Annotated in this window: 25 protein-coding genes and 1 tRNA gene; 10 read left to right on the forward strand and 16 right to left on the reverse strand. The window is 58.3% G+C overall.

Annotated features, from left to right (window positions below; all coding sequences use genetic code 11):
• Positions 1–128 precede the first annotated feature (128 nt).
• From WHJ28_RS06965 to WHJ28_RS06975, 3 genes are read left to right on the forward strand one after another with little or no spacing between them, the layout of a single operon-like run.
• Positions 129–866, forward strand: coding sequence for an ABC transporter ATP-binding protein (locus tag WHJ28_RS06965; protein ID WP_340041002.1), 738 nt, complete (start codon positions 129–131; stop codon positions 864–866).
• 1 nt (position 867) lies between these two features.
• Entirely contained in the window at positions 868–1,791 is a 924-nt protein-coding gene (locus WHJ28_RS06970) for a SufB/SufD family protein (RefSeq protein WP_340041004.1), read from the forward strand.
• The gene (locus tag WHJ28_RS06975; RefSeq protein WP_340041006.1) at positions 1,775–2,194 is read left to right on the forward strand and encodes a PaaI family thioesterase; all 420 of its coding nucleotides are present in this window, start codon (positions 1,775–1,777) and stop codon (positions 2,192–2,194) included. Before WHJ28_RS06970 ends, WHJ28_RS06975 begins: the two co-directional genes overlap by 17 nt.
• Positions 2,195–2,384: 190 nt before the next feature.
• On the opposite strand, the gene WHJ28_RS06980 is transcribed toward WHJ28_RS06975, so the two are convergent.
• The 8 genes from WHJ28_RS06980 to ymfI all read right to left on the reverse strand — a co-directional run bounded on the left by WHJ28_RS06980 (position 2,385) and on the right by ymfI (position 10,071).
• Positions 2,385–3,230, reverse strand: a complete 846-nt coding sequence (locus WHJ28_RS06980) for a zinc dependent phospholipase C family protein (RefSeq protein WP_340041008.1) — start codon at positions 3,228–3,230, stop codon at positions 2,385–2,387.
• A gap of 155 nt (positions 3,231–3,385) precedes the next feature.
• Entirely contained in the window at positions 3,386–4,090 is a 705-nt protein-coding gene (locus WHJ28_RS06985) for a stalk domain-containing protein (RefSeq protein WP_340041010.1), read from the reverse strand.
• 205 nt (positions 4,091–4,295) lie between these two features.
• Complete coding sequence (locus WHJ28_RS06990) at positions 4,296–5,006, reverse strand: ABC transporter ATP-binding protein (protein ID WP_425461110.1); 711 nt, start codon at positions 5,004–5,006, stop codon at positions 4,296–4,298.
• 3 nt (positions 5,007–5,009) lie between these two features.
• Entirely contained in the window at positions 5,010–5,861 is an 852-nt protein-coding gene (locus tag WHJ28_RS06995; RefSeq protein WP_340041012.1) for an ABC transporter ATP-binding protein, read from the reverse strand.
• Entirely contained in the window at positions 5,854–6,945 is a 1,092-nt protein-coding gene (locus tag WHJ28_RS07000) for a branched-chain amino acid ABC transporter permease (RefSeq protein ID WP_340041014.1), read from the reverse strand. The genes WHJ28_RS06995 and WHJ28_RS07000 overlap by 8 nt, the downstream gene beginning before the upstream one ends.
• A 10-nt stretch (positions 6,946–6,955) precedes the next feature.
• Positions 6,956–7,828 (reverse strand): branched-chain amino acid ABC transporter permease, encoded by an 873-nt coding sequence (locus tag WHJ28_RS07005; protein WP_340041016.1) that lies wholly within the window; start codon positions 7,826–7,828, stop codon positions 6,956–6,958.
• Positions 7,829–8,003: 175 nt separating this feature from the next.
• On the reverse strand, positions 8,004–9,206 hold the full coding sequence (locus WHJ28_RS07010; protein WP_340041018.1) for an ABC transporter substrate-binding protein: 1,203 nt from the start codon (positions 9,204–9,206) through the stop codon (positions 8,004–8,006).
• A gap of 142 nt (positions 9,207–9,348) precedes the next feature.
• Positions 9,349–10,071: an elongation factor P 5-aminopentanone reductase gene (ymfI, locus tag WHJ28_RS07015; RefSeq protein ID WP_340041020.1), complete on the reverse strand. Its 723-nt coding sequence runs from the start codon at positions 10,069–10,071 to the stop codon at positions 9,349–9,351.
• Positions 10,072–10,194: 123 nt separating this feature from the next.
• On the opposite strand from ymfI, the gene WHJ28_RS07020 reads away from it, so the two are divergent.
• A tRNA-Val gene (locus tag WHJ28_RS07020) sits at positions 10,195–10,270 on the forward strand.
• A 78-nt stretch (positions 10,271–10,348) separates the two neighbouring features.
• On the opposite strand, the gene WHJ28_RS07025 is transcribed toward WHJ28_RS07020, so the two are convergent.
• Together WHJ28_RS07025 and WHJ28_RS07030 are read right to left on the reverse strand one after the other, a co-directional pair.
• Complete coding sequence (locus tag WHJ28_RS07025; protein ID WP_340041022.1) at positions 10,349–11,530, reverse strand: tyrosine-type recombinase/integrase; 1,182 nt, start codon at positions 11,528–11,530, stop codon at positions 10,349–10,351.
• Positions 11,531–11,630: 100 nt separating this feature from the next.
• Complete coding sequence (locus WHJ28_RS07030; protein WP_340041024.1) at positions 11,631–12,329, reverse strand: helix-turn-helix domain-containing protein; 699 nt, start codon at positions 12,327–12,329, stop codon at positions 11,631–11,633.
• Positions 12,330–12,476: 147 nt separating this feature from the next.
• On the opposite strand from WHJ28_RS07030, the gene WHJ28_RS07035 reads away from it, so the two are divergent.
• The 6 genes from WHJ28_RS07035 to WHJ28_RS07060 all read left to right on the forward strand — a co-directional run bounded on the left by WHJ28_RS07035 (position 12,477) and on the right by WHJ28_RS07060 (position 16,856).
• On the forward strand, positions 12,477–12,656 hold the full coding sequence (locus WHJ28_RS07035) for a hypothetical protein (protein ID WP_340041026.1): 180 nt from the start codon (positions 12,477–12,479) through the stop codon (positions 12,654–12,656).
• Positions 12,656–12,853 (forward strand): helix-turn-helix domain-containing protein, encoded by a 198-nt coding sequence (locus WHJ28_RS07040; RefSeq protein WP_340041028.1) that lies wholly within the window; start codon positions 12,656–12,658, stop codon positions 12,851–12,853. The genes WHJ28_RS07035 and WHJ28_RS07040 overlap by 1 nt, the downstream gene beginning before the upstream one ends.
• A complete protein-coding gene (locus WHJ28_RS07045) occupies positions 12,850–13,251 on the forward strand; it encodes a hypothetical protein (RefSeq protein ID WP_340041030.1) in 402 nt (133 codons plus the stop codon). The genes WHJ28_RS07040 and WHJ28_RS07045 overlap by 4 nt, the downstream gene beginning before the upstream one ends.
• Positions 13,244–15,613: a phage/plasmid primase, P4 family gene (locus WHJ28_RS07050; RefSeq protein ID WP_340041032.1), complete on the forward strand. Its 2,370-nt coding sequence runs from the start codon at positions 13,244–13,246 to the stop codon at positions 15,611–15,613. Before WHJ28_RS07045 ends, WHJ28_RS07050 begins: the two co-directional genes overlap by 8 nt.
• 238 nt (positions 15,614–15,851) lie before the next feature.
• On the forward strand, positions 15,852–16,460 hold the full coding sequence (locus tag WHJ28_RS07055) for a hypothetical protein (protein WP_340041034.1): 609 nt from the start codon (positions 15,852–15,854) through the stop codon (positions 16,458–16,460).
• Between the two features lie 3 nt (positions 16,461–16,463).
• Positions 16,464–16,856, forward strand: coding sequence for a hypothetical protein (locus WHJ28_RS07060; RefSeq protein ID WP_340041036.1), 393 nt, complete (start codon positions 16,464–16,466; stop codon positions 16,854–16,856).
• A gap of 349 nt (positions 16,857–17,205) precedes the next feature.
• Here the strand turns inward: WHJ28_RS07060 and WHJ28_RS07065 are convergent, their stop codons facing one another.
• The 6 genes from WHJ28_RS07065 to WHJ28_RS07090 form a co-directional block, all read right to left on the reverse strand.
• A complete protein-coding gene (locus WHJ28_RS07065) occupies positions 17,206–18,636 on the reverse strand; it encodes a sodium:solute symporter family protein (protein WP_340041038.1) in 1,431 nt (476 codons plus the stop codon).
• A gap of 27 nt (positions 18,637–18,663) precedes the next feature.
• On the reverse strand, positions 18,664–19,866 hold the full coding sequence (locus tag WHJ28_RS07070; protein ID WP_340041040.1) for a VWA domain-containing protein: 1,203 nt from the start codon (positions 19,864–19,866) through the stop codon (positions 18,664–18,666).
• A 3-nt stretch (positions 19,867–19,869) separates the two neighbouring features.
• The gene (locus WHJ28_RS07075; RefSeq protein ID WP_340041042.1) at positions 19,870–20,679 is read right to left on the reverse strand and encodes an AAA family ATPase; all 810 of its coding nucleotides are present in this window, start codon (positions 20,677–20,679) and stop codon (positions 19,870–19,872) included.
• 81 nt (positions 20,680–20,760) lie between these two features.
• A complete protein-coding gene (locus WHJ28_RS07080) occupies positions 20,761–21,630 on the reverse strand; it encodes a radical SAM protein (RefSeq protein WP_340041044.1) in 870 nt (289 codons plus the stop codon).
• 31 nt (positions 21,631–21,661) lie between these two features.
• A complete protein-coding gene (locus WHJ28_RS07085) occupies positions 21,662–23,002 on the reverse strand; it encodes a butyryl-CoA:acetate CoA-transferase (RefSeq protein ID WP_340041046.1) in 1,341 nt (446 codons plus the stop codon).
• A gap of 29 nt (positions 23,003–23,031) precedes the next feature.
• Positions 23,032–23,916 (reverse strand): MaoC/PaaZ C-terminal domain-containing protein, encoded by an 885-nt coding sequence (locus WHJ28_RS07090; RefSeq protein ID WP_340041048.1) that lies wholly within the window; start codon positions 23,914–23,916, stop codon positions 23,032–23,034.
• Positions 23,917–23,919: the final 3 nt, after the last annotated feature.

A 23,919-nucleotide genomic window follows, 5' to 3' on the forward strand; every position in this document is an offset into this window, starting at 1 on the left:
TTCTGTGTAGATTCCCACCATCCTATGCCGTCCTGGCAAGATTTGCCCCGCTCAGGGTTGTATTTTCCTGCCTTCCGTGATAAAATAATTGCTCATGGAATGAACCATTTACAAAGGAGAGACAGACTATGCTGGAGATCAGCCATCTCAGCTATCAGGTGGAGGGAGAGGAAGGCCAGGAGCTGGGCATCCTCAACGACGTCTCCCTCTCTGTCAAGGACCACCAGTTTGTGGTCATCACCGGCCCCAACGGCGGCGGCAAGACCACGCTTGCCAAGGCCATCATGGGCCTGGTCAAGCCCACCGGCGGCTCCATCCGCTGGAACGACACCGATATTACCGATCTGGACATCACCGGCCGCGCCCGTCTGGGCATCAGCTACGGCTTTCAGCAGCCCCCCCGCTTCAAGGGTCTGAAGGTAAAGGATCTGCTGGCCCTGGCCGCCGGCAGCGAAAAGCTGACCCGGGAAGAAGGCTGCCAGTACCTGACCAAGGTGGGCCTGTGCGCCGGGGACTATATCGACCGCGAAGTGGACGCCTCCCTGTCCGGCGGCGAGGTCAAGCGCATTGAGATCGCCACCATCCTGGCCCGCAAGACCGGTCTGATGATCTTTGACGAGCCGGAGGCCGGCATCGACCTTTGGTCCTTTGCCAAGCTCACCGAGACCTTCAAGCTCATCCACCAGAAGCGGGAGGCCACCCTCATCGTCATCTCCCACCAGGAGCGCATCATCGACCTGGCCGACGAGATCATCATGATCGCCGACGGCAAGGTGCAGCGGCATGGCCCCAAGGATGAGATCTTCCCCCAGATCCTGGCCAACACCAGGACCTCTTGCAGTTATCTGTCGGAAGGAGCGAAGTAAGATGGATCAAGCGGAATGGAAGCTCCTCAAGGAGATCGCGGACCTGGAGAAGACCCCCCAGGGGGCCTACAACATCCGGCGCAACGGACAGCTGGACTCCCGGAACAACACCGCCAACATTGAGATCACCACCAAGACCGAGCCGGGCAAGTCGGGCATCGACATCACCGTCAAGAGCGGCACCCAGCACGAGTCGGTCCACATCCCTGTCATCATCAGCCAGACCGGTCTTTCCGAGCTGGTGTACAACGACTTTTTCATCGGCGACGACTGCGACGTGGACATCGTGGCCGGCTGCGGTATCCACAACACCGGCTGTGAGACCAGCCAGCACGACGGCGTCCACACCTTCCACATCGGCAAAAACTCCAAGGTTCGCTATGTGGAGCGCCACTACGGCGAGGGTGAAGGCACCGGCAAGCGGATCATGAATCCCCAGACCATCGTCTACCTGGACGAGGGGGCCTCCATCAACATGGAGTCCACCCAGATCCGGGGCGTGGACTCCACCAAGCGGGAGACCCGCATTGTGGTGGGCAAGGGCGCCGAGGCCATCATCACCGAAAAGCTGCTCACCCACGGTCAGCAGACCGCTGAGAGCGATATGGAAATCATTCTGGACGGCGAGGACGCCACCGGCCGGGTCATCTCCCGGTCCGTGGCCCAGGACAACTCCGTCCAGGTGTTCTACCCCAAAATGACCGGCAATACCAAGTGCTTCGGCCATGTTCAGTGCGACTCCATCATCATGGGCAACGCCAAGATCTCCTCCATCCCCGCCATTGTGGCCAACCATGTGGACGCTCAGCTCATCCACGAGGCTGCCATCGGGCGCATCGCCGGGGATCAGATCCTCAAGCTGATGACCCTGGGCCTGACCGAGCAGGAAGCGGAGGAAAAGATTCTGGATGGATTCCTACAGTGAACTGTTAAACGCGGTCAATAACGGCCCCTACTTCGGCCCCCGCAGCCGGGTAAAGGTCACCCGGGCAAGGGACGGCGAGGCGGATGGGGAACTGGAGATCTGCACCGATACCCGCAATCCCATGGGCATCGTCCACGGCGGAGCCCTCTTCACCCTGGCGGATACCGTGGCCGGAACGGCGGCCTTCACCACTGGCCACACCTGTGTCACTCTGGACAGCTCCATGCAGTTTTTGGCCGCCGCCAAGGGCGACAAGGTCTACTGCACCGCCAAACCCAAAAAGCTGGGCCGTACCATCGCGGTCTATGACGTGACCCTCACTGACAACCAGGACCGGCTGGTGGCCAGCGGCGTATTCTCTTTCTTTATCAAAGATATGTCGGTGGACGGGCTCAACACCTGATTGTTTCCCTAAACAGAACGGGGGCATTGCGGCAATCGCAATGCCCCCGTTCTGTTTGTTAAAATGGACCCTCTCGCAGGGAGCCTGGCAGGCGCTATCCGCAAGAGGTACGCCGCACCCGTAAGGCAGGCAAGCTGAATGGCTGCGCGGCGACCCTCAGGGCCGCCCGCCTGAGTTACAACATAATCCTTCAGGACAGGGAGCCGTTGAGGGCCGCGGCCCACTCTTTCTCCCCCTCTGGCGGGTTTCCCTTGAAATCCCGATCGAACCAGAGGGGCACCGGAGCGTCCTCCCGAATAGCCTGGAAAAAAGCGCCGATCTGCTGGGTGGTCTCATCCACCGCGCCCTCCAGCAGCCGGTCCAGATCGGCGCTGCTCTCCAGAGAGGCGGGGTGGGGCGTCTCCTTCAGGGCCACATCCTTGGCGGACTGGATGGGAAGCATCCGGCTCACCGCGCCGATGACCTTGCCCCGCCGGGTACCGCAGGAGCGGGCAAAAAAGCCCAGATACCAGTTCATGGCCCGGTAAGCCCGGCGCATCTGCCGGGGGGATGCGTGGACATAGGCCGCGGCGGCGGCGTTCCACACCCGGCTTCCCTTCCGGGGCGGTGTGGGCAGGTGGGCCTGGGCCGTGCTGTCCAGGCCGTCGCTCTCCATCAGCATCCGGTCGAACTCCCCCTCCATGGCCATGTGGGAGATGGGTCCGTCGGCGGCCCGCTCGTCCACATAGCCGTGACAGGCGCTGTCCAGAGCCAGGTGACAGAGAAAGCCGGCCCCGTAGCCCACCGACATGGGCACGCCCTCCTCAATGGCCTGACGAAGCCGCTCCACGGCGGGCAGAGCGGAATTGCGGTGCATCCGCACCCCCTCCCGCCGGACGGCGTTGGGTCGGATGGGCTGGTAGAAAAACAGCGGATCGGGACCCAGGCAGCCCAGGTCGAAGGCCTCCCGCTCCTCATCAATGATCTGGGCCAGCGGCCGAGGCAGTCCGCCCAATACCTTATCCCCAAATTTCAGATGCGCGTAATAATTTGGCATGGTGACCTTGATTCCCTCCTGTCACAGTCCATAGCAGTCCATTATATAGGTTTATTGTATCACGGTGTGTCAGGGAGAGAAAGCAGAAAAATGTTAAATCTTTTTCCATACAAAGCGAGCGCGCCGCTGCGGCGGCGCGCTCGCTTTGTATGGATTCAGGAGAAGGAGATGTGGTAAATACCATAGTTGTGTCCATTCCAGCTGTCCACGGTCTGTCCCTGTAATTTGATGTTGGCAGCCCGGTTCAGCGGGATTGTAATGGTTTTGGGCGGCTCATCCCACTTGATCTCATAGCTGTCATACATCTGGCCGTCCAGATAGACATCCAGATTGATATTCAGCTCCGCGGAGCCATCAATATGTCCCACGGTAAAGGTCATGCTGCTGTACTTCAGATTGGTATTCCACAGAGCATGGCTGGTACTCCCTTTCATCTGAACACCTTCCATGATCTCCTCTCCGCCAACCGCCATAAAGGCTTTGTGGTCGCTTCCGTCATAGATCTTGGTGTACTTGCTGACCTGGTAAGGGGGCAGTTTTTTCATCCAGCTGCTCTCCTGACCGGGGATATCTCCCACATAGACGGTAGCGGTGCTGCCGTCCCAGGTCACCTCCTTGCCCAGGGCCTCGCCAATGGCACGGACAGGCAGATAGGTGGTGCCGCTGCTGGCAAAGGGTTCCACCGCCTTGCCGCTGGCGTCGGTGGGGGTGACCTCCTTGCCATCCACCACGATCTTGATGCCCATATAGTTGGCCTCGATCATTTTGGTAGTCACGGTACCGGCCGCCACCGCCGAGCCGCAGAGCAGTCCGGCGGCAACTATGGTGGTCAGGACCCGATTACGCATGGTGTGTTTCATAATACAATTCCTCCCATATTATTGTTTCTCATGAATGCAGAGATTTCTTCTTGAACTCTCTTTTCTCCTGTTAGTGTCCGGTTCTGGGAGGGCGGTTTTAAAAAAGCAAAAATTTTTCGAGAATTTTTGCTACCATTTTATGGAGTTTCACGTCAAAAAGCGCGCTGCCACATTGCAGCGCGCTTTTTCTTTCGTTATGTCGGGCTTAACCGCCCAGGTAGGCTTTCTTGACGGCCTCGTCGGCCAGCAGCTGCCGACCCGGGCCGGTAAGGGTCACTCGGCCGGTCTCCAGCACATAGCCCCGGTCGGCCACGCTCAGGGCCATCTGGGCATTCTGCTCCACCAGCAGGATGGTGGTGCCCGCCTTGTGCAGCTGCTTAATGATATCGAAGATCTGCTCCACCAGGATGGGAGCCAGACCCATGGAGGGCTCATCCAGCATAAGCAGCTTGGGATTGGACATCAGCGCCCGGCCCATGGCCAGCATCTGCTGCTCGCCGCCGGACAGGGTGCCCGCCACCTGCTTGCGGCGCTCCTTCAGCCGGGGGAACTGGGCGTACACCCGCTCCAGGTTGGGAGCGATGGTGGAGTTGGGCTGGGTAAAGGCGCCCATCTCCAGGTTCTCCTCCACCGTCATCTGCTGGAACACCCGGCGGCCTTCGGGCACCTGGGCCAGGCCCTGGGCCACCAGCTTGGAGGCAGGCACCGCCTGAATGGGCTTGCCCATAAACTCAATGGAGCCGGTACGGGTGTGGAGCAGACCAGAGACGGTCTGAAGGGTGGTGGTCTTACCGGCGCCGTTGGCGCCGATGAGGGTGACGATCTCCCCCTCCTCCACGTGGAAGGAGATGTCTTTTACGGCGTGGATGGCGCCGTAGTACACGTTGATGTTCTTGACATCCAGCAATACCGCCATGGCTTATACCTCCTTCTGGTCGCCCAGATAGGCCTTGATGACCTCCGGGTTGTTCTGGATCTCCGAGGGGGTGCCCTTGGCGATGATCTGGCCGAAGTTGAGCACGCAGATGCCCTCGCAGATGCCCATGACCAGATTCATATCGTGCTCGATGAGCAGAATGGCAATGTGGAAGGTATCCCGGATCTTGACGATGTTGTCCATCAGCTCGGCGGTCTCGGAGGGGTTCATGCCCGCCGCCGGTTCATCCAGCAGCAGCAGAGAGGGATTGGTGGCCAGGGCACGGACGATCTCCAGCTTGCGCTGGTCGCCGTAGGGCAGGCTGCCCGCCTTGGCGTTGGCCAGATGCTGCATATCGAAGATGCTCAGCAGCTCCAGGGCGCTCTCATGGGCCAGTTTCTCCTTCTTCCAGTAGCCGGGCAGACGGAGGATGCCGCTCCACATGGGGTAGCGGACATGGTTGTGCAGGCCGATCTTTACGTTGTCCTCCACCGTCAGGTTGTCAAACAGGCGGATATTCTGGAAGGTACGGGCAATGCCCGCCTTATTCACCTGAACGGTGGACATATTGTGAGTGTCGATGCCGTCCAGCAGCACGGTGCCCCGGGTGGGCTGATACACCTTGGTCAGCAGGTTGAACACGGTGGTCTTACCGGCGCCGTTGGGGCCGATGAGGCCGGCGATCTCGGTGCGGCCGATGGCCATGTTGAACTCATTCACGGCGGTCAGGCCGCCGAAGTCGATGCCCAGGTGCTGGCACTCCAGAATGGGGGTCTGCTTGATGTCGCGCTCGGGGATGATATTGGGGCTGGGCACCGGGACCAGCTTGGTCTCGGGACGCTTGGGCTTACTCATGGCTGACGCCTCCCTTCTCGGCCGGCTGTTCCGGCGGCTTACGGAATTTCTCCTTGATGCCGTTGAAGAATCCGCGCATCACCGGGTTGTTGGTGGCAATCATCACCAGAATGAGCACGATGGCGTACACCAGCATCCGGTACTCATCCAGGTTGATGGCCCGCAGCAGCTCGGGCAGGTAGGTGAGGAAGGCGGCGGCGATGATGGAACCGCGGATGTTGCCGATACCGCCCAGCACCACGAACACCAGCACCAGAATGGAGGTGTTGAAGTCAAACTTCTTGGGAGCCACGGAAGAGAAATTCATGGCGTACAGCACGCCAGCGGCGCCCGCCATGACGGCGGAGGTAACGAAGGCCATCAGCTTGTACTTGGTGGCGCCGATACCCACGCTCTCAGCGGCAATGCGGTTGTCCCGCAGAGCCATGATGGCCCGGCCGGAGCGGCTGTGCACCAGGTTGAGCACCACGGTCAGGGCAATGAGTACCAGGACAAAGCCAGCGGTGAAGGAGGCCAGCTTTACGTTGGTGGTGAAGCCCATGGGGCCCTTCAGGATAGCCTTGCCGCCCTCCTCCAGGTTAAGGGCCATCTCATTCTCCAGAGAGAAGTGCAGGCCGTTTTTGTCCACGCCCACATAGAGCACGTTCATGATGTTGCGGATGATCTCGCCGAAGGCCAGAGTCACGATGGCCAGGTAGTCGCCCCGCAGACGGAGCACGGGCACACCCACGATGAAACCGGCGATACCGGCCAGCACCGCGCCCACGATCATGGCCACCACCAGGCGGACCGCTCCGTTGGGAATGGCCTGCTGGAGGGACATGGCGGTCACCACGCCGGAGAAAGCGCCCACGCTCATAAAGCCGGCGTGGCCCAGGCTCAGCTCACCGGAGATACCTACCACCAGATTGAGGGACAGGGCCATGACGATATAGGCGCAGATGGGCACCAGCTGGCCCTGCAGAGAGGAGGACAGCATACCGCCCGCATTGAGCACCTGAAGGATCACAAAGGCCGCAATGACAATGGCGTAGGTGATGGTGTTGTTGATCAGCCGTTTCCGGCCGGAAGTCAATTTCTTCATATCCCTCACCTCACACTTTCTCGCGGACAGTCTTGCCCAGCAGACCGGCGGGCTTCACCAGCAGCACGATGATGAGCACCGCAAAGACCACCGCGTCGGAGATGTTGGTGTTGATCACCTTGGCAAAGGTCTCGATGATACCCAGCAGGATGCCGCCCAGCATGGCGCCGGGGATGGAGCCGATGCCGCCGAACACGGCAGCGGTAAAGGCCTTGATGCCGGGCAGGGAGCCGGTGGTGGGCATCAGGGTCCGGTAGCTGGAGCACAGCAGCACACCGGCAATGGCGGCCAGGGCGGAACCGATGGCAAAGGTCATGGAGATGGTACGGTTGACGTTGATGCCCATGAGCTGAGCGGCCGCCTTATCCTCGGAGCAGGCCCGCATGGCCTTGCCCATCTTGGTCTTACTGGTGAACCAGGTAAGGGCCACCATGATAATGATACAGGCCAGCACGGTAACCAGGGACACGTAAGTGATGTTTACACCGGCGATGGGCAGGGAGCCTTCAGGGATAACGGGGGTAAACACCTTGGGGTCTGCGCCCCACAGCAGCAGGGCGGCGTTTTGCAGAAAATAACTGACGCCGATGGCGGTGATGAGCACCGCCAGGGAGGATGCCTGACGCAGGGGCTTATAGGCCAGTCCTTCAATGACAACGCCCAGGACGGTACACACCACCACAGCCAGCAGCACGCCCAGCACAGGGGGCAGGTTAAAGCTGCCGGTGGCAAAGAAGGTCACATAGGCGCCCACCATAATAACGTCGCCGTGGGCAAAGTTCAGCATCTTGGCAATGCCGTACACCATGGTGTAGCCCAGGGCGATGATGGCGTAGACGCTGCCCAGGCTGATACCGGTGATCAGATTATTGAGGAAGCTCAAACCATTCACCTCTCTAACTTGTTTTCTCTGTTCTGTGTATGGCAGAAACATCGGCGGTCCTGCGGGCTGCCGATGTTTCCACCATACATCCGATCGGGGATAATGGGGAAAAGCGGGCTGCCGGGTCCCCCCGGCAACCCGCTTCCATTTCCTATGTCAGCGGAAGCTGATACACTTACTGGGTGACATACACGCCGCCCTCGACCTTGACCACCACGGGGGCCTTGGAGACCTCGCCGTTGGCAGACCAGGTCATGCCGGTGCCGGTCAGGCCGTCCACGCTGAAGTCGCCGGAGGTGAACTGAGCAATGAGAGCCTCGCAGATCTCCTCGGCGCTCATGTCGGCGGTAACGCCGGCAGCGGTGCAGGCCTCATAGATGGCGTACATGCAGTCGTAGCCGTCAGCGGCGAACTGGTTGGGGATACCGCCGTAAGCGGCCTCATACTCGCTGACGAAGGTCTTGGTGCGCTCATCCTCGCCCCAGGCGTTGAAGGGAGTCATGAGCATCAGGCCCTCGGCCAGGCTCTTGTCAAAGCCCTCCAGGTCCAGGATGCCGTCCATGCCGTCGCAGCCGAAGAAGGTGGGCTCATAGCCCATGCTCTTGGCCTGGGACAGGATCAGGGAGGCGGGGGTGTAGTAGATGGGCATGAACACCAGGTCGGCGCCGGCGTCCTTGGCAGCGTTCAGCTGCACGTTGAAGTCGGTGTTAGTGTCATCGGGGAAGGTCTGAACGGTCACAACCTCCAGTCCGATCTCCTTGGCGGTGGCCTGGAAGGCATTGTAGATGCCGGTGGAGTAGGCGTCGCCGTTGTTGTAGATGACAGCGACCTTGGTGCCCAGATTGTTGTCCTTAATGTAGTTGGCAGCGGTCACGCCCTGGTTGGGGTCGGTAAAGCACACCTGGAACACGTTGTCCTTACCCGCGGTCACGTCGGTGGAAGAGGCGGAGGGGGTCAGCTGGAAGTAGCGGTCATTGAAGGTCTCGGCGGCCACGGCCACACAGGGGTTGGTGGTGGTGCAGCCGTAGATGATCTTGGCGCCGTCGTCCTTCAGCTTGCCGTAGGCGTTGACCGCCTTCTCAATGTCGCCCTCATCGTCCTGGGAGTTCAGGGAGAACTGCAGGCCGCCCAGAGCGTTGATCTCCTGAATGGCAATTTCGGCGCCCTGCTTGGTGGCCAGGCCGTAAACAGCAGCGGAGCCGGTCAGAGGACCGATGCCGCCGATCTGAATGGTGCCCTCAGTATTGCCGCCGGTGGTCCCATTGCCGCCGGAGGGAGTATTGGCGGAGCCGCCCTCATTGCCGCCGCCGCAGCCGGCCAGCATGGAGAAGCTGAGCGCACCCGCCAGCGCAAGAGACAGGATGCGAGACTTTTTCATCGTTCATTCCTCCTTCAAGAAGTTGTTGACAATTATATGCGTGTCGCCGGAAATTGTCAACCTCAAAAATGCACAAGGGCCGCCCCTCCACAGGCAGCCCTTGTGTAAATTATGAACAATCTGCGAATGTAATCAGGCAATTTCAGATGATCAACCCGCCATTGGGGGACAAAACCTGTCCCGTGATAAAGTTTGCAGCGTCGGAAGCCAGGAACCACAAGGCTTCCGCAACATCCTCCGGCCGGCCGATGCGCTCCAGGGGGGTCTCCTCCGCCAGGACAGCCAGGTCCTCAGGGCCCAGGTTGCCATTCATCTCGGTGTCAATGACTCCGGGAGACACACAGTTCACCGTGATCCCAGAGGGCCCAACCTCCTTGGCAAGGGCCTTTGTAAGCCCAATAACAGCAGCTTTTGCGGCAGAATAGGCCACTTCGCAGGAGCCGCCCACCTGTCCCCACATGGAGGACAGCGTCAAAATTTTCCCCGCCTTCCGATGGATCAAATGGGGCAGCGCCGCCCGGATGGTGTAGAACATTCCGTCCACATTAACGGCAAACATCCGCCGCCAGTCCTCGTCCGTCAGATCGCCAAACAATTTCTGCTGGGCGATGCCAGCGTTGCATATCAGAATGTCAAGTTGACAAAATTTATCCAACACATTGTCAACCATATTTTGTACCTGGACCGGGTCGGACACGTCGGCCTGGATCGCCCAGCCGCCGATCTCCGCCGCCAGGGTCTCTGCTTTCTCTTTAGAGCGGCAGTAGTTGACCACCACCCGGTCGCCCCCGGCGGCAAACCGCCGGGCCGCCGCCGCACCGATGCCCCGGCTGCCGCCGGTAATGAGAACCACCCGTCCTGCCATACCATTTCCTCCTTGTTTACGGCGTTTTTCTCAGTATACCAGCGCTTTGCGGCCTTGAAAAGAGAAATTTCAAAAAAGTGTTGACAAGCGTCTTTATTTTCGCTATAATAGTCCATGCTGTTCGGACGATTAGCTCAGCTGGTAGAGCATCCGCTTGACGTGCGGGAGGTCACAGGTTCAAGTCCTGTATCGTCCACCAGAGTAAAGCCCTAGAGCCTCAACGGTTCCAGGGCTTTTTTGCTGTCTAAAATCAGGGAATGACCCTTTAATTGACCCTTTACAGGTTCAAAACACCTTTTATGAACCCCTCCATGCGCTGGGCGCTGTCCTTCTTCATCTGTTCCGTGACATGGCCGTATACGTCCAGGGTAAATGCCGCCGTGTGGTGCCCCAGGTTGCCCTGGACAGTCTTGATATCGTCCCCCGCTCGAAGGGATGCCACGGCAAAGGTGTGGCGCAGATCGTGAAACCGGGTGGACGGGGTGCCCATCTGGGCCACAATGCGCTTGAAGCAATCGTACACCGTCCGGTAAGAGAGATACCCACCCGTCTCATTGGTAAACACCATCCCGGAGTTCTCCCACAGCGGGCCCATTTTTAGCTGTTGCTCCGCCTGTCTGGCCTTTTGAGAACGGAGCAGCTTCATCACCCAGGGGGCAGGGGTGATGGTACGGGGCTTTCCGTTCTTTGGTGTGGTAATGTAGTAGGCCCCGCCCTTTTTCTGTTCCCGACGGAGCTGGCGCTTGATGGTAATGGTGCCCTTCTCAAAGTCCACACAATCCCACATGAGCCCCAGTACCTCCCCCTCCCTCATGCCGGTAAACAGGGCTACCTTATAAAGCAGTTCGTGCCGGTGCCCCTCTATGGCCTTTAGGAAGGCTGCTATCTGTTCTTCATCGAGCGGGCTTATCTCCTTTTTCTCCACCCTGGGGAGGGTGCAAGCGTCCGCCGGATTGAAGCGGATATATCCCACCGCCACGGCCTGCTGGAGCGCCTTGTGGAGGATGCCGTGGATGTTCTTTACGGACTTGGGGGACAGTGCCTTGCCCCCTTCCCGCTCGATGCTCAGGCCGTTGTAAAAGCCCTGAATGGTGTGGGTGTTCAGGGCCTCCAGCTTCACCGCACCCAGGGCGGGCTTGATATATAGCCGTATCTGTTCCCCATAGAGAAAAGTGGTGGAGGGCTTTACGCCGCCCATATAGTCCGCCGTCCAAATGTCCAGCCATTGGCCCACCGTCATCTTGCAGGGCTCCTTATAGGTGCCGTTATCGAGGGCGGTAGTAAGCTGGGCCAGCTTCTTCCTCACTTCCTGCTGAGTGGCCCCATAGACTGACCGCTGTATCTGCTTCCCGGTGCCGGGATCACGGCCCACCGTATAACGGGCCTCCCATCGTCCGTCCTTTCGCTGGCGGATCGTCCCGGCCCCCTGGGCCCCTCTGGTGTTGCTCTTTCTTGGCATTGCAATTCCTCCCTTAAATTGATAGAATGGGAGGGCAGTAGGCCGTCAAAGTTTACTGCCCTTATAGCCGTCCCTGGTGTTCGCAGCACCGGGGGCGGTTTTATTTTTTTGATGCCTTTCTTATATCTTTAACGGCATCTACAAGAAGCTTACCATACGGCACTTTGTAGCTCATATTTAGTGGGCCACTGTCAGAATAAAGAAGAATATCCATACTGGCTGCAAATATCCCCTCTAAACAGCGTTGCTTGTACATCATTAAAGTATCACGATCGATAATCTCATAATTTGAAACTCCAGCCGCATCTAATAACGCTTGTGCTTGTTCTATCGCACTGCTTTCAGCTTCATATTCGAAAGAACCATATTCAATTCTAGACTTTTGCAATTCTCGTATTTCCTGAATTGTATTGATTAGCACGTCAAATGTTTCCCATCCAAACAATGTATTTAGAATAAACAGTAAATCGTTTTGTTGGCTAACCTTCAAGCGATGAGTATAGTCAATACTTTCTTCGGATAGGCCGGTATATCTACAAATGCTTTGGACATCAGCGTTCACCATTTTTACATCGCTTAAACCTAGTATCCAGTCAGCAGATACTTCAAAATATACAGCTATCTTTTTAAGTAACTCTGCGTCTGGCATAGATTGTCCCGTCATGTACAGGCTAACGGTTTGACGTTTTACTCCAAGATAGTCAGCTAAATCTTTCTGCTTTAAGTTTCTTTCTTTCATGAGAATCGAAAGGCGCTCTGAAAACACCTTAAAATCATCAGATACCTCTTTCCTTGCCAAATGTCTCACTCCAATCCCTGTATGTTCTATTAGTTTGCATATCTGATATATGTGTTCTTGTGTGTTGCAAGTACGTTGATGTTGCACTATAATAATTATAGCAGACGCAAAGGACGTTTGCAACAACAACATGGAGGTGACATCAAAATGAGCAACCAGGATATTAGACGCACAGCGGCAGGGGCCGGGGTGAAACTCTGGCAGATCGCGGACGCTCTAGGAATGGCGGATTGCAGCTTTTCCCGGAAACTTCGCAAGGAGCTGCCCCAGGATGAAAAGGCGAAAATCTTCGCTATCATTCAGCGGCTTGCAAAGGAGGTGAGCTAATGGCAGACAAACTAGACCCCCTGGCCGTATCCCCGGCGGAGTGTGCCCGTCTGCTGGGTATCAGCAGGCCAAAGGTTTATGACCTTATCAATCAAGGCGGATTCCCTTCCTTTAAGCTGGGCAGCCGCACTTTGATTAGTGTGGACGGATTGCGGGAATGGATCTCCAGACAGACACAAGCAGAGGTGAATATATGAGTAAGACAAAAAAGAGCCGTCCCAGTGTTGCAGCACCAGGACGGCAGGCGGAAACGGGGACTTATGGCAGGGCCTCCACTTCCATTTATCAGAATACCACACAGCCAACCGGCAGGCAACCGGGAAAAATCGAGCGGCTTTTATCCCACGGCGCAGAGAACGCCGTCCCGCTCCAGCATTTGGTGACCCTCACCGAGCTGCCCGCCCGCCAAGTCCGCCAACTCATTCAGGCGGAACGCTTGCGGGGCGCTCAGATCCTGGCTGACAACCAGAACGGCTATTATCTGCCTGAAACCCAGGAGGATGTGGAACTGTTTTACAAGTCCATGCTCCACCGGGCGGCGGAGATCACCAGGGTTGCCACAGCGGTAAAACTGAGGGGGCGGCGGCTTGACTAGGTTTTTCCCGGACGGACTGCCCCAAGAACTGAAAGACAGCGGGCGCTGGTGCGTGTGGAGATACGAACAGCGAGAGGGCCGGGACAAGCCTACCAAAGTACCGTACAACCCCCGAACCGGGGGCGGGGCTATGTCCAACAACCCCAGCACCTTCACCGGCTACCAGACGGCTCTAAACGCCCTGGAGCGGGGCAGATATGACGGCCTGGGTGTGGGTGTGTTTGACAGCTTGTGTGCCGTTGACATTGACCACTGTATAGCGGAGGACGGCACCCCCTCCCCTCTTGCTGTGGACATTGTTTCCACAATGGAGAGCTACACCGAAACAAGCCCCAGCGGGCAAGGGGTAAGGATATTCTTCAAAGCCGCCGGTTTTACCTACGACAAGGCCCGCTATTACACCATGAACGCAAAACAAGGGCTGGAAATCTATGTTTCTGGCGCTACCAACAAGTTTTTGACCGTCACCGGCAACTCTGAACCCTGGGCGGGTGCTTTCCCCGTCCACGAGCGGGCGGAGGCATTGCAGACCATCCTCGACCGCTACATGGTGCGCCCCGCTCGAACCACTCCAGAGGCCACCAGAGCGCCCCAGGCACCCCTTGACCTGTCGGATACCGAGATCATCACAAAGGCTCACAACGCCCGCAACGGGGCCGCATTTGCCGCCCTGTGGAACGGGGACACTTCCGGCTATGGCAGTCATTCAGAGGCAGACATGGCCCTCTGCAACGCCCTGGCCTTTTGGACAGGATGCAACGCCGGACAGATGGACAGACTTTTCAGATCGTCCGGCCTGATGCGGGAGAAATGGGACAGGCGGCAGAGCGGCAGCACCTATGGGGCCTTGACCATTGCGGAGGCTATCCGTACTTGCAGCGCCTCCTATGAGCCGCATACATACCCCCAAAAATTACCCAAAAATGCCCTGATAACACCCCCTAAATGCTCGCCGGAGCAAGTCAGACCGCCGGACTTTTCGGACGCTGGCAACTCTGAGGCATTTATCCAGATATACCGGGACACCCTTCTCTTTTCCGATGCCCTGGGCTGGATGGTGTGGAACAGTCAACGCTGGGAGCGCAGCGACCACAAGGCCCTCACCCTGGCAACCGAGCTATCCGGGGAAATGCTGGCAGATGCACAGCGGGAGAACCGCGCCGCTCTTGTAGCTATGGCAGAGGCAAAGGCAACAGAGGCGGAGGGTAGAAGCAAGCCGGAGGACATGGAGCGGGCCACCAATCGGGCCGCAAGTGCAAAGGCATACCTTACCCACACAAAGCGGACCCGCAGCGCCGGACGGCTGAAAAGTATGCTGGAGCTGGCAAAGCCCGCCTTTGTGGTTAAGGCCGACACCCTGGACGCAAACCCGGCAGACCTGAACACCCCCGCCGGGATTATTGACCTAACCACTGGGGCGCTACGGCCCCATGACCGGGCAGCACGATGTAGCCAGATCACCACCGCCTCCCCCGGAGAACAGGGGGCGCAGATGTGGGACACCTTCCTGGACACCATCACCCAGGGGGACAACAGCTTGCGGGGATTCCTCCAGCTTGTGGCGGGTATGGCCCTCCACGGCAAAGTCTACCATGAAGGGCTGATCCTGGCCCACGGAGCGGGCCGCAACGGCAAAAGCACCTTTTTTAATGCCCTGGCCGCTGTCCTGGGTGACTATGCCGGAAGTATCGACATCGACACCTTTACTACCGACAAGCAGAACAGAGGCGCAGCCCTGGCAACCCTGCGAGGCAAGCGCCTTGTGATTGCCGGAGAGCTGGAGGAAGGGCGGCGGCTATCCGTTGCCACGGTGAAAAAGGTATGCTCTACCGACCGGATCACCATCGAAGAAAAGTACAAGGCCCCGGAGACCATCACCCCCTCCCATACCTTGTGCCTGTTTACCAACCATCTACCCCGTGTTGGCAGCACCGACCCCGGCACCTGGCGGCGGCTGATCGTGGTACCCTTCCGTGCCACCATCCCCACACAGGGGAGCCGGTCAAACTATGGTGACATTCTGGTGCGAGATGCCGGGCCGTCTATCCTGTCCTGGGCCATTGAAGGAGCTGTGAACTTTGCACGCAACGGCTACCAGCTCCAGACCCCGGATGTGGTGGAGGAAGCCACAGAAACATACCGAGGGCAGGAGGACTGGGTGGGCAACTTCCTGGCGGAGTGCTGCACCCTGGGGCCAGGTGTGTGGGTTCCATCCTCTGAACTGTACCAGCGTTACCGCCAATGGGCGGAAAATTCGGGGGACTACGTGCGCCGTCTGCCTGACTTCAATGCAGCCCTGGAAAATCGGGGACTATCCCGAAAAAAGACAAAGACCTGCAACGTGTGGCAGGGTGTTGCATGACTTAAAAGGTGGAGCTACTAGGTGGAGGTGGAGCTACTTTCCTATTGTTTAAAAAAATCGGAAAAAATTAAAACCCTATAGGGACTTTTGGGGAAATAGCTCCACCGCCTCCACCAAAACCCGCAATCCCTTGTGGGAGTGGGGATATAGCCGGTGGAGGCGCTTCCACTCAACCTCCACCCGGTGGAGATACACCCACAGTTTTCAATGTATTTAGGCATAAAACGAGGGAAAAGAAATGTACTACCAAAGCAACGCCGGAGGCTGGAACCGTAGCCACGGACAGGTGGAGCGTACACCCCGGATTGATTCCTTTGAGCTGCCAATGGGCACATCATTGGGTATTATCCGTTGTGGATGTGAAGTCCTGGGAGACACGCCCATAGAGATCAACACAGAGGGTACAACCGCCTGCATTTACCCAACAAGCTGGGGAGAAGGCACAATGGTAAAACTATCACACAAGCCAAACGGTTATGGGGGAAAGCCACAGACCTTTTTTCTGTGCCCTCAGTGTGGGGAAAGGGTACGGTATCTGTACCTGAAGGAAAACCTGTTTCTTTGCCGCCAGTGCGCCAGACTGAACTACCGCAGCCAACAAAAAACAAGAGATTCCACGACAGATTATTGCCGTGGTATGAAGTACGTCAGCAAAAACCTTCTTCCGTCACCTTTTTTTATAGATGGCTTCACCTTTATGGATTACCAACCTGAAAAGCCGAGCGGGATGTGGCGAAAAACGTACAGCAAGCACTTAAATAAGTTTTCTTACTACCAGAATAGGTATAAGCGGCAGCTTCTCATGGATATTACCAAATTGAACTTAAAAGCAAATAAAGGAGAATAAGCAATGAAAAGATTTAAAATCGTTCCCCTTGCTTGTGCACTTGCTATTCTGATCGGTGTTCTTACTGGATGCGCAACAGCACCGGAACGCCCCTCCAGCGCCTCCACAGCGGACGTACAGGCTGTGCAAAAGGCTGTGGTACTATTCGACACCTCTACTGTAAAAATCGTCCTGGAGGGCGCAGAAACCACCGTAACGGACAAGACCACCGGAACCGAGTACAGCTATACCACCACCCGGAAACTCACCACCCAGCAGCCCACGCTGGAGCAGATGAAAGCCCGCTGTATTGCCCGGACTTCCGCAAACACCGCCACACTGAAAATCGAGCTGGCCGGGGCGCTGATCGTGGTTACTGACAAGACCACCGGACAAGTCTATTATATCGACCCCTGACACCGCCTAAGGCCTGACCCTTTTTGACCCTTCAAAATACCCTTTAGCCGCTTTTCTACCCTTTACAGTCATACCCACTATTTACACTTATCCAAAATTGCAAGCGGCAAAAATACAGGCAATGACAGCAATTTACGCACAATAATCAGCATTTTTTAATTCAAGTCCTGTATCGTCCACCAGACCAATCCCCTGAAGCCGCAAGGCTTCAGGGGATTTTGTTTTGCCTAAAAACAGGTTTTAGCCTTGTTGTATGACGTCCCCCTGGAACCACACGGTTCCAGGGGTTTTTGTTTGAATGAAAGCGGACCTTTTGGGGAAACTCCATAGAACCATTCCGCTATTTGTATCAACCTGTTTGATCCATAAAGCGATTTGCCCACTCATAATCCGGCGGGGTACACAAACTGACCAGCACATATACCAGCGCCGACCCTGCCACGCCCAGCACGATCCGCAATGCAGACTGCTGTTCCCAGAAACTCGGCAGCGGTACCCCCAACTGGATCATCAAATGATATCCGCAGTACGCCAGGCCGGAGAGCATGGCCGCCAATGCGCCCTGCCTGTTCCCTCTCCGCCAGATAAAGCCGGCAATGAGCGGAATAAACGCCCCGGTGGTAATCATATCAGAGGCGATCCACGCGATTTCCAGAATGGAACGGATCTTCAACGCAATCAGAAGGGCCGCGGCAGTTACGCAGAGGGTGGCGATCCGGGAAAAGCGCAGCTGCGCCTGCTCCTCCATCGGTCTGAGGTTCAGGTCGATGGTCAGGGTCATGGCTCCGGTATTGATGAGGGAATCCATGGTGGACATGATGGCGGCAGAGATCCCCACAAACACCAATGCGCCCAGCGCCGGGGGCATATAATCCATGACGATGGCTGTGACCACGCCGCCCTCCGGCATAGCGTCAAAGAGCACAAAGGCCGCCATGCCGCTGAGCACCACGATCAGGTAAAGAGGGATATAGGCAAAAAAGCCGATCATGGCCATTCGCCGCGCGTCCCGACTTGTTTTTGTGGCGGAGATGCGCTGCCATACATTTGCCTGTATGGTCCACGCACAGCCAAAGGTAATGATATACACGATATAGTCGCCGGCGCCTGCCATGATGCTCATATAGTCCTGCTTGCCTGCCGACTGAGCAGCCTGGCCGATCCCGTCTATCCCCCCGGCATGGAACATGGCGATCCCAAAGACCGCCACCGCCGCCAGCACCAGCAGCCAGAATTGAATGATGTCGGTGAGCACCACACCCCGAAACCCGCCAAACAGCGAATAGATCAGGACGATCAATGTGCCCAGCAGCACGGCCGCTTCATAATCCAGCCCCAGATAGGTACCGAAAAAATTGCCTACGCCCACCATCTGGGAGGCGGCGGAAAAGGTCATGAAAAGCAGGATCATGACGGAAAGCATTTTGGAGACCCCTTTGGAATAGCGTTCCTCCATCATCTTCCCCTGAGTCAGGAACCCCACCCGCCGGATGGCCTTGGCGGCAATGGTGATCAGCAGCGTGGACAGCAGTACCGGCACGCCGTAATACCAGAAGGCGCCCAGACCCTGTTGATAGGCCAGATCCGCCGTAGACAAAGCGGAACCGGCCCCCCACCACGACGCGATAAAGGTGATTGACAGCGCCCAGGCGGGCAATGTGCGCCCGGCAAAGAAATAATCCAATACCGAGTGATTTTTCTTTTCTCTGGATACTGCCAGCAGCAGCACGGCAAAGTAGACCAGCAGCCCCACCAGGGATACCGTTTGCAGCTTTGTCAATTTCTCAACCTCCCGCCCCCGTGGCGATCAGTAGCGGACCAGCAGCCGTTCAATGCCCCGCTCCAGGCCATCCACAGTCAGGTCATACATATCAAAGATCTTGGCCAGTTCATCATAGGTGGTGGCCCAATAGGAGGACAGCTCCGCTCTGGGCTGGGGATTCAGCCAAATGATATGGGCGTATCGTTCTTTTAATTGCTTCAGATAATCGATGCCGGCCTGTTTGCCATAACTTCTGGCACGCCAGTCATATTTGGGATAATACAGCTCCTCCGGCGCCATCATGGCGTCCCCCACCACGATGACCCGATACTCACTGTCCAGATTGGACAGCACGCTGTCGGTATCCTCCCCGATATCAAAGAGGGTGGGCTCCAGATGGAGGCGCTCATAGATGCAGTTGTGGAAATAGTAGACCTTCAGATCTTTAAAGGTGTTGGACCGCTCCGCCGCCTGGAACAGCTGGCTGCACAGCCCGGCATAGTAGTCCATGGAGCCGCCGGAGTCCATCAGCAGAAGCACCTTGATGCTATTCTTCCGGGGACGCTGGTAGACCACCTTCAACCGCCCGGCGTTGTCGCCGGTCTCCCGGATGGTGGCGTCCACATCCAGCTCCGTGCGGTCCGGCTCAGCCTGGACCGAGAGCTGGCGCAGCTTGCGGAAGGCCATCTGGAACTGGCGGATGTCCAGGGTGTTGTCCTGGCGGAAGTCCCGGAACCGCCTCTCCCCCGCCACCATAAAGGCCGAGCGGTTGCGGCTCTGTCCTCCCACCCGGATGCCTCCCAGCTTCTTGCCGTTGTTGCCGAAGGGGCTGAAGCCATCCCGGCCGATCCACTTGCTGCCGCCGTTGTGCTCGCCGTCCTGATCCTTCAGCCGCTCCTCAAACCGCTTGAGCACCTCTTCCATGCTCAGGCCGTTCTGCTCCATCAGCCGCTGGAACTGTTCCAAATGATCCAGCGCCTCCAGCTCCGGGCCGTTGAGCCACTCCAGCAGCTCCGGAGGCAGCTCCCGGGTATTCCGGGCAATGTCGCCGAAGAACTCCAGGAAAGCCCGGTCAAAGTCGTCATACCGCGCCTCGCTCTTGACCAGTACCGCCCGGCAGGTGCTGTAAAATCCCATCAGCGTCATGCCGTGGAGCCCCTGCTTCAGCGCCTCCATCAGCGTCATCCACTCATCCAGCGAGACGGGCACCCCTCTGGCACGCAGCAGATAAAAAAAGGATGTAAACATATCTTACCTCAGCTTTTCCCGAACCAGACGCACATCCTTCTCCTTTTTCAGCAGCACCCCCAGGAAGGGCAGTTCCGACGTGATGCGCTCGGGATCGATGCCCCCCAGAATGAGGGCCTGCACCCAGTCGATCAGCTCAGATGTGCTGGGCCGCTTCTCCAGGCCCCGCAGGGAACGCAGCCAGTAGAAGGCCTCGATCACCTGAGAGAGCAGGATCTGATCCACATCCCCCAGATGGACTTTTACGATTTTCTCCATCTGCTGGGCGTCCGGGAACTGGATATAGTGGAAGATACACCGGCGCAGGAAGGCGTCGGGCAGCTCCTTCTCGGCATTGGAGGTAATGATGACCACCGGGCGCTGCCTGGCCTTGACGGTCTCCTTGGTCTCAGGCACATAGAACTCCATCCGGTCCAGCTCCCACAGCAGGTCGTTGGGGAACTCCAGATCGGCCTTGTCCACCTCATCGATGAGCAGGACCACCTGCTCTTCCGACTGGAAGGCCTCGCCCAGCTTGCCCAGCTTGATATATTTGGCGATGTCGTCCACGGCCTCGCCGAACTGGCTGTCGTAGAGACGCTGCACCACGTCGTAGACATACAGGCCGTCCTGGGCCTTGGTGGTGGATTTGACGCTCCAGGTAATGAGCTGCCGGTCCATGGATTCGGCAATGGCCTGGGCCAGCACAGTTTTGCCGGTACCCGGCTCGCCCTTGATCAGCAGGGGCTTGCCCAGGGCCAGCGCAATATTGACCGCCTCCTGCAGCTCCTGGGAGGCCACATAGGTCTCGGTTCCGCGAAAGGTCTGCTTCATGGTATAAACTCCTTATTTCATCATAATTAAGACAGAACAGGCGGCCCAGCCTGAAGCCGGACCGCCTGTCAAATCCGCATATCACACCCGGCGGCTGGCCTCGGGACGAATCCGCAGCTGGCCTGCCAGGGCGCTGTCGATCGCGGCCAGAAATCCCTCCCGCTCCTGGCTGAGCGTCCCCTTGAGGGGCAGGTAATTAGAGGCATGATCGCAGGTGAAGTGGAGGGGGTCCACCGTCAGGTTGGCCACCATATACCGCACCTGCTGCAGGATCTCCTCCGGCGTGCACTGGACGAATTTCCCGCTCTTCCAGTAGCGATACAGCCGGGTACCCGGCTCCATGACCAGAGAGAGCAGGGACAGGTGCCGGGGCTTCATGGCGTTGATGATCTCGGTGCTGGCCCTGGCGTGCTCCAGACCCGCGCCGTGGCCGTCCAGACCCAGCAGGATCATGGCCCACAGGTCCAGCCCCGCCTCCCGCAGCATGGTACCCGCCCGCAGCATCTCTTCCGCGGTGACCCCCTTGACCATCTCCTTCAGCAGGGCGTCACTCCCGCTCTCTACACCCAGGTAGACCCGGGTCAGGCCGGCCTCCCGCAGGGCGCGCAGCTCCTCCGGGGTCTTTTTCAGGGTGGGCCGGGGCCCGGCGAAGGTGGCTACCTTCTGCAGCGACGGGAATGTGAGATACAGGGCCTTGAGGATGCGCAGCAGATCCTCCGTGGGCAGGCCGATGGCGTCGCCGTCACACAGGAACACCCGGGAAACGTCGCCGTAGTATTCCTTTGCCATCAGGATGTCCTCCAGGATATCCCGGATAGGCCGCACATGGTAGCGCTTGTCCTTGTACATGCCGCAAAACGCGCAGGCATTGTGGGAGCACCCCACGGTGACCTGGAGCAAATAGCTGTTTCGTTCGCCGGGAGGGCGGTAGATGTTGCCTTCGTATCGCATGGTGTGAGCTCCGTTTCTTACTCAGATTAGATCAGCGTTGATTGGACCTGCGCCAGATGCCCATGGCCCCGGCCTGGGCGATCAGCTCCTCCCGGAAATCGGGGTGGGCCACGCCGATGATGGCCTCCGCCCGCTGCCAGGTAGCCAGCCCCTTCAGGTTGGCAATGCCGTACTCAGTGACCAGATAGTGGATATTGGTACGGGTGTCGGTGACCACGGAGCCCTCCCGCAGGGTGGGCCGGATACGGGACTCCAGCGTGCCGTCCTTGCTCTTCACAGTGGAGGAGCAGCAGATAAAGCTCTTGCCGCCCTTGGACAGGTAGGCGCCCAGCACAAAGTCCAGCTGCCCGCCGGCGCCGGAGATGTGCTTGGTGCCGGAGGTCTCGGCATTGACCTGGCCGAACAGGTCCACGTCCACCGCGTTGTTGATGGAGATGAAGTTGTCCAGCTGGGACACCACCCGCACGTCGTTGGTGTAGTCCACCGGAGTGCTCATGCAGGCCGGGTTGTTGTCCAGATAGTCGTACAGCTTCTGGCTACCGGCGGCAAAGGCATAGGTCTGCCGTCCCCGGTCGATGCTCTTCCGGCTGCCGGTGAGCTTACCCGCCATGGCCATGTCCACAAAGCCGTCCACATACATCTCGGTGTGGACGCCCAGGTCCTTCAGATCGGACTGGGCAATCATGGAGCCCACGGCGTTGGGCATACCGCCGATGCCCAGCTGGAGGCAGGCCCCGTTGGGGATCTCCGCCACGATCAACTTGGCCACCGCCTGATCCACCTCGGTGGGCGCGCCGGCACCTAGGGTCCACATGGGGGCGTTCTCCCCTTCCACCACATAGGTGACGTCGGAGATGTGGACGCCCTCGCCCACGCCGCCCAGGCAGCGGGGCATATTCTCATTGACTTCCACGATCACCATCTCCGCCTGCTCGCACAGGGTCTTCAGGTGGGAAGCGTTGGGGCCGAAGTTGAAGTAGCCCGCCTTGTCCATGGGAGCCACCTGGAACATGGCCGCCCGGATGGGCTCGGCCATATTGCGGTAGTAGCCGGGCATTTCAGAATAACGCAGGGGGATATAGAAGCTGGCGCCCTCGGCGATCATCTTGCGCTCCACGCCGGACATATGCCAGGAGTTCCAGGTGAAGTGCTCCGCCACGTCGGGCACCTGCATGATGGCGGGCTTTTCAAACAGCACGCCGCCACGCACCTTTACATCGCTCAGTTCAGTATAACGGGCCGCCAGGGCGCGGTCAAGTACCCGGGGCGTGCCGGTGCACCAGCCGTAATCCACCCAGTCGCCGGAACGAACCACGGACACCGCCTGTTCCGGGGTGGTCAGCTTCTCTTCATAGAGTTTCCGAAAATCCATATATCATGCTTCTCCTCTCGCGGGGCGCCTCATGCCCACTGGAATACGCCGCGGTCCAGCACTGCTTTCCCGGTGGTCTGATTGAGGAAGCGGAAGCAGGCCTTCCCCTCCTCCATCTTCCACAGCTGGAACTTCACCGGGGTGCCCGGGTAGAGGACAGAGGTCATCTGGGCCGCCATACGGCGCATCCGCTCGGGCTGGCCGGGGATCAGAGCCCCGATGGCCATCCGGCAGGAGAAGCCGAAGGAGCAAAGGCCCTGCATACAGGAGCTCTCAAGGCCCATCTTGCGGGCATAATCGGGGTCCACGTGAATCAAATTGGTGTCGCCGGTGAGCCGGTAGAGCAGATGCTGCACGGGGCTGATATAGTCCTCCTCCTCATAGTCGGGAGCCCGGTCGGGAATGACCACATCGCTCTTGGGCATGGGAGGGCCGCCGAAACCGCCCGCCTCATGGAAGAAGGTGGTGGAGCGGTTGGTACACACCAGGTTGCCCGCCTCGTCCCGCACGTCCAGCTGGGTCTTTACCACAGCGCCCCGGCCTTCTCCCCGGTCGTACACATCGGTGATCCGATCTTGGTACTGGAAGGTACCCTTGATGGGGTCGATGGGCCGGTGCATGATGATCTCATGGTCCATGTTCAGGAAGGAAATGGTGGGCTTGATGATCTCGTTGGCCAGCATGGAGGCGGGCAGGGGCATCCACTGATAGGGGCGCACGTTGATGGTGCCCCAGTAAGGGATGGTGCCGTAGGTGGGCAGCGCCTTCATATTTTTCTCATAGGTATACATCAGATCGTCCTGCTTGGCGCCCACAGCCAGGGCGTAAAGGGCGACATCCCGCCAGTTGTACTCCAGATAGCGGGGCTCCATCCGCTGTCCCACCAACAGCTCGGCCAGATTGACTCGTTCCATTGC

Origin of the sequence: Flavonifractor porci (assembly GCF_037572415.1) — a bacterium.
In the GTDB taxonomy this organism is placed as follows: domain Bacteria; phylum Bacillota; class Clostridia; order Oscillospirales; family Oscillospiraceae; genus Flavonifractor; species Flavonifractor porci.

Bases quoted from the DNA above. Each gene is read 5' to 3' on its own strand.
- WHJ28_RS07040 (WP_340041028.1), top strand. From the start codon at position 12,656: ATGGCAGACAAACTAGACCCCCTGGCCGTATCCCCGGCGGAGTGTGCC.
- WHJ28_RS07025 (WP_340041022.1), bottom strand. From the start codon at position 11,530: ATGCCAAGAAAGAGCAACACCAGAGGGGCCCAGGGGGCCGGGACGATC.
- WHJ28_RS07080 (WP_340041044.1), bottom strand. From the start codon at position 21,630: ATGCGATACGAAGGCAACATCTACCGCCCTCCCGGCGAACGAAACAGC.
- WHJ28_RS07085 (WP_340041046.1), bottom strand. From the start codon at position 23,002: ATGGATTTTCGGAAACTCTATGAAGAGAAGCTGACCACCCCGGAACAG.
- WHJ28_RS07075 (WP_340041042.1), bottom strand. From the start codon at position 20,679: ATGAAGCAGACCTTTCGCGGAACCGAGACCTATGTGGCCTCCCAGGAG.
- WHJ28_RS06970 (WP_340041004.1), top strand. From the start codon at position 868: ATGGATCAAGCGGAATGGAAGCTCCTCAAGGAGATCGCGGACCTGGAG.
- WHJ28_RS07070 (WP_340041040.1), bottom strand. From the start codon at position 19,866: ATGTTTACATCCTTTTTTTATCTGCTGCGTGCCAGAGGGGTGCCCGTC.
- WHJ28_RS06980 (WP_340041008.1), bottom strand. From the start codon at position 3,230: ATGCCAAATTATTACGCGCATCTGAAATTTGGGGATAAGGTATTGGGC.
- WHJ28_RS06965 (WP_340041002.1), top strand. From the start codon at position 129: ATGCTGGAGATCAGCCATCTCAGCTATCAGGTGGAGGGAGAGGAAGGC.
- WHJ28_RS06995 (WP_340041012.1), bottom strand. From the start codon at position 5,861: ATGAGTAAGCCCAAGCGTCCCGAGACCAAGCTGGTCCCGGTGCCCAGC.
- WHJ28_RS07035 (WP_340041026.1), top strand. From the start codon at position 12,477: ATGAGCAACCAGGATATTAGACGCACAGCGGCAGGGGCCGGGGTGAAA.
- WHJ28_RS06985 (WP_340041010.1), bottom strand. From the start codon at position 4,090: ATGAAACACACCATGCGTAATCGGGTCCTGACCACCATAGTTGCCGCC.
- WHJ28_RS06975 (WP_340041006.1), top strand. From the start codon at position 1,775: ATGGATTCCTACAGTGAACTGTTAAACGCGGTCAATAACGGCCCCTAC.
- ymfI (WP_340041020.1), bottom strand. From the start codon at position 10,071: ATGGCAGGACGGGTGGTTCTCATTACCGGCGGCAGCCGGGGCATCGGT.
- WHJ28_RS07090 (WP_340041048.1), bottom strand. From the start codon at position 23,916: ATGGAACGAGTCAATCTGGCCGAGCTGTTGGTGGGACAGCGGATGGAG.
- WHJ28_RS07010 (WP_340041018.1), bottom strand. From the start codon at position 9,206: ATGAAAAAGTCTCGCATCCTGTCTCTTGCGCTGGCGGGTGCGCTCAGC.
- WHJ28_RS07055 (WP_340041034.1), top strand. From the start codon at position 15,852: ATGTACTACCAAAGCAACGCCGGAGGCTGGAACCGTAGCCACGGACAG.
- WHJ28_RS07045 (WP_340041030.1), top strand. From the start codon at position 12,850: ATGAGTAAGACAAAAAAGAGCCGTCCCAGTGTTGCAGCACCAGGACGG.
- WHJ28_RS07060 (WP_340041036.1), top strand. From the start codon at position 16,464: ATGAAAAGATTTAAAATCGTTCCCCTTGCTTGTGCACTTGCTATTCTG.
- WHJ28_RS07000 (WP_340041014.1), bottom strand. From the start codon at position 6,945: ATGAAGAAATTGACTTCCGGCCGGAAACGGCTGATCAACAACACCATC.
- WHJ28_RS06990 (WP_425461110.1), bottom strand. From the start codon at position 5,006: ATGGCGGTATTGCTGGATGTCAAGAACATCAACGTGTACTACGGCGCC.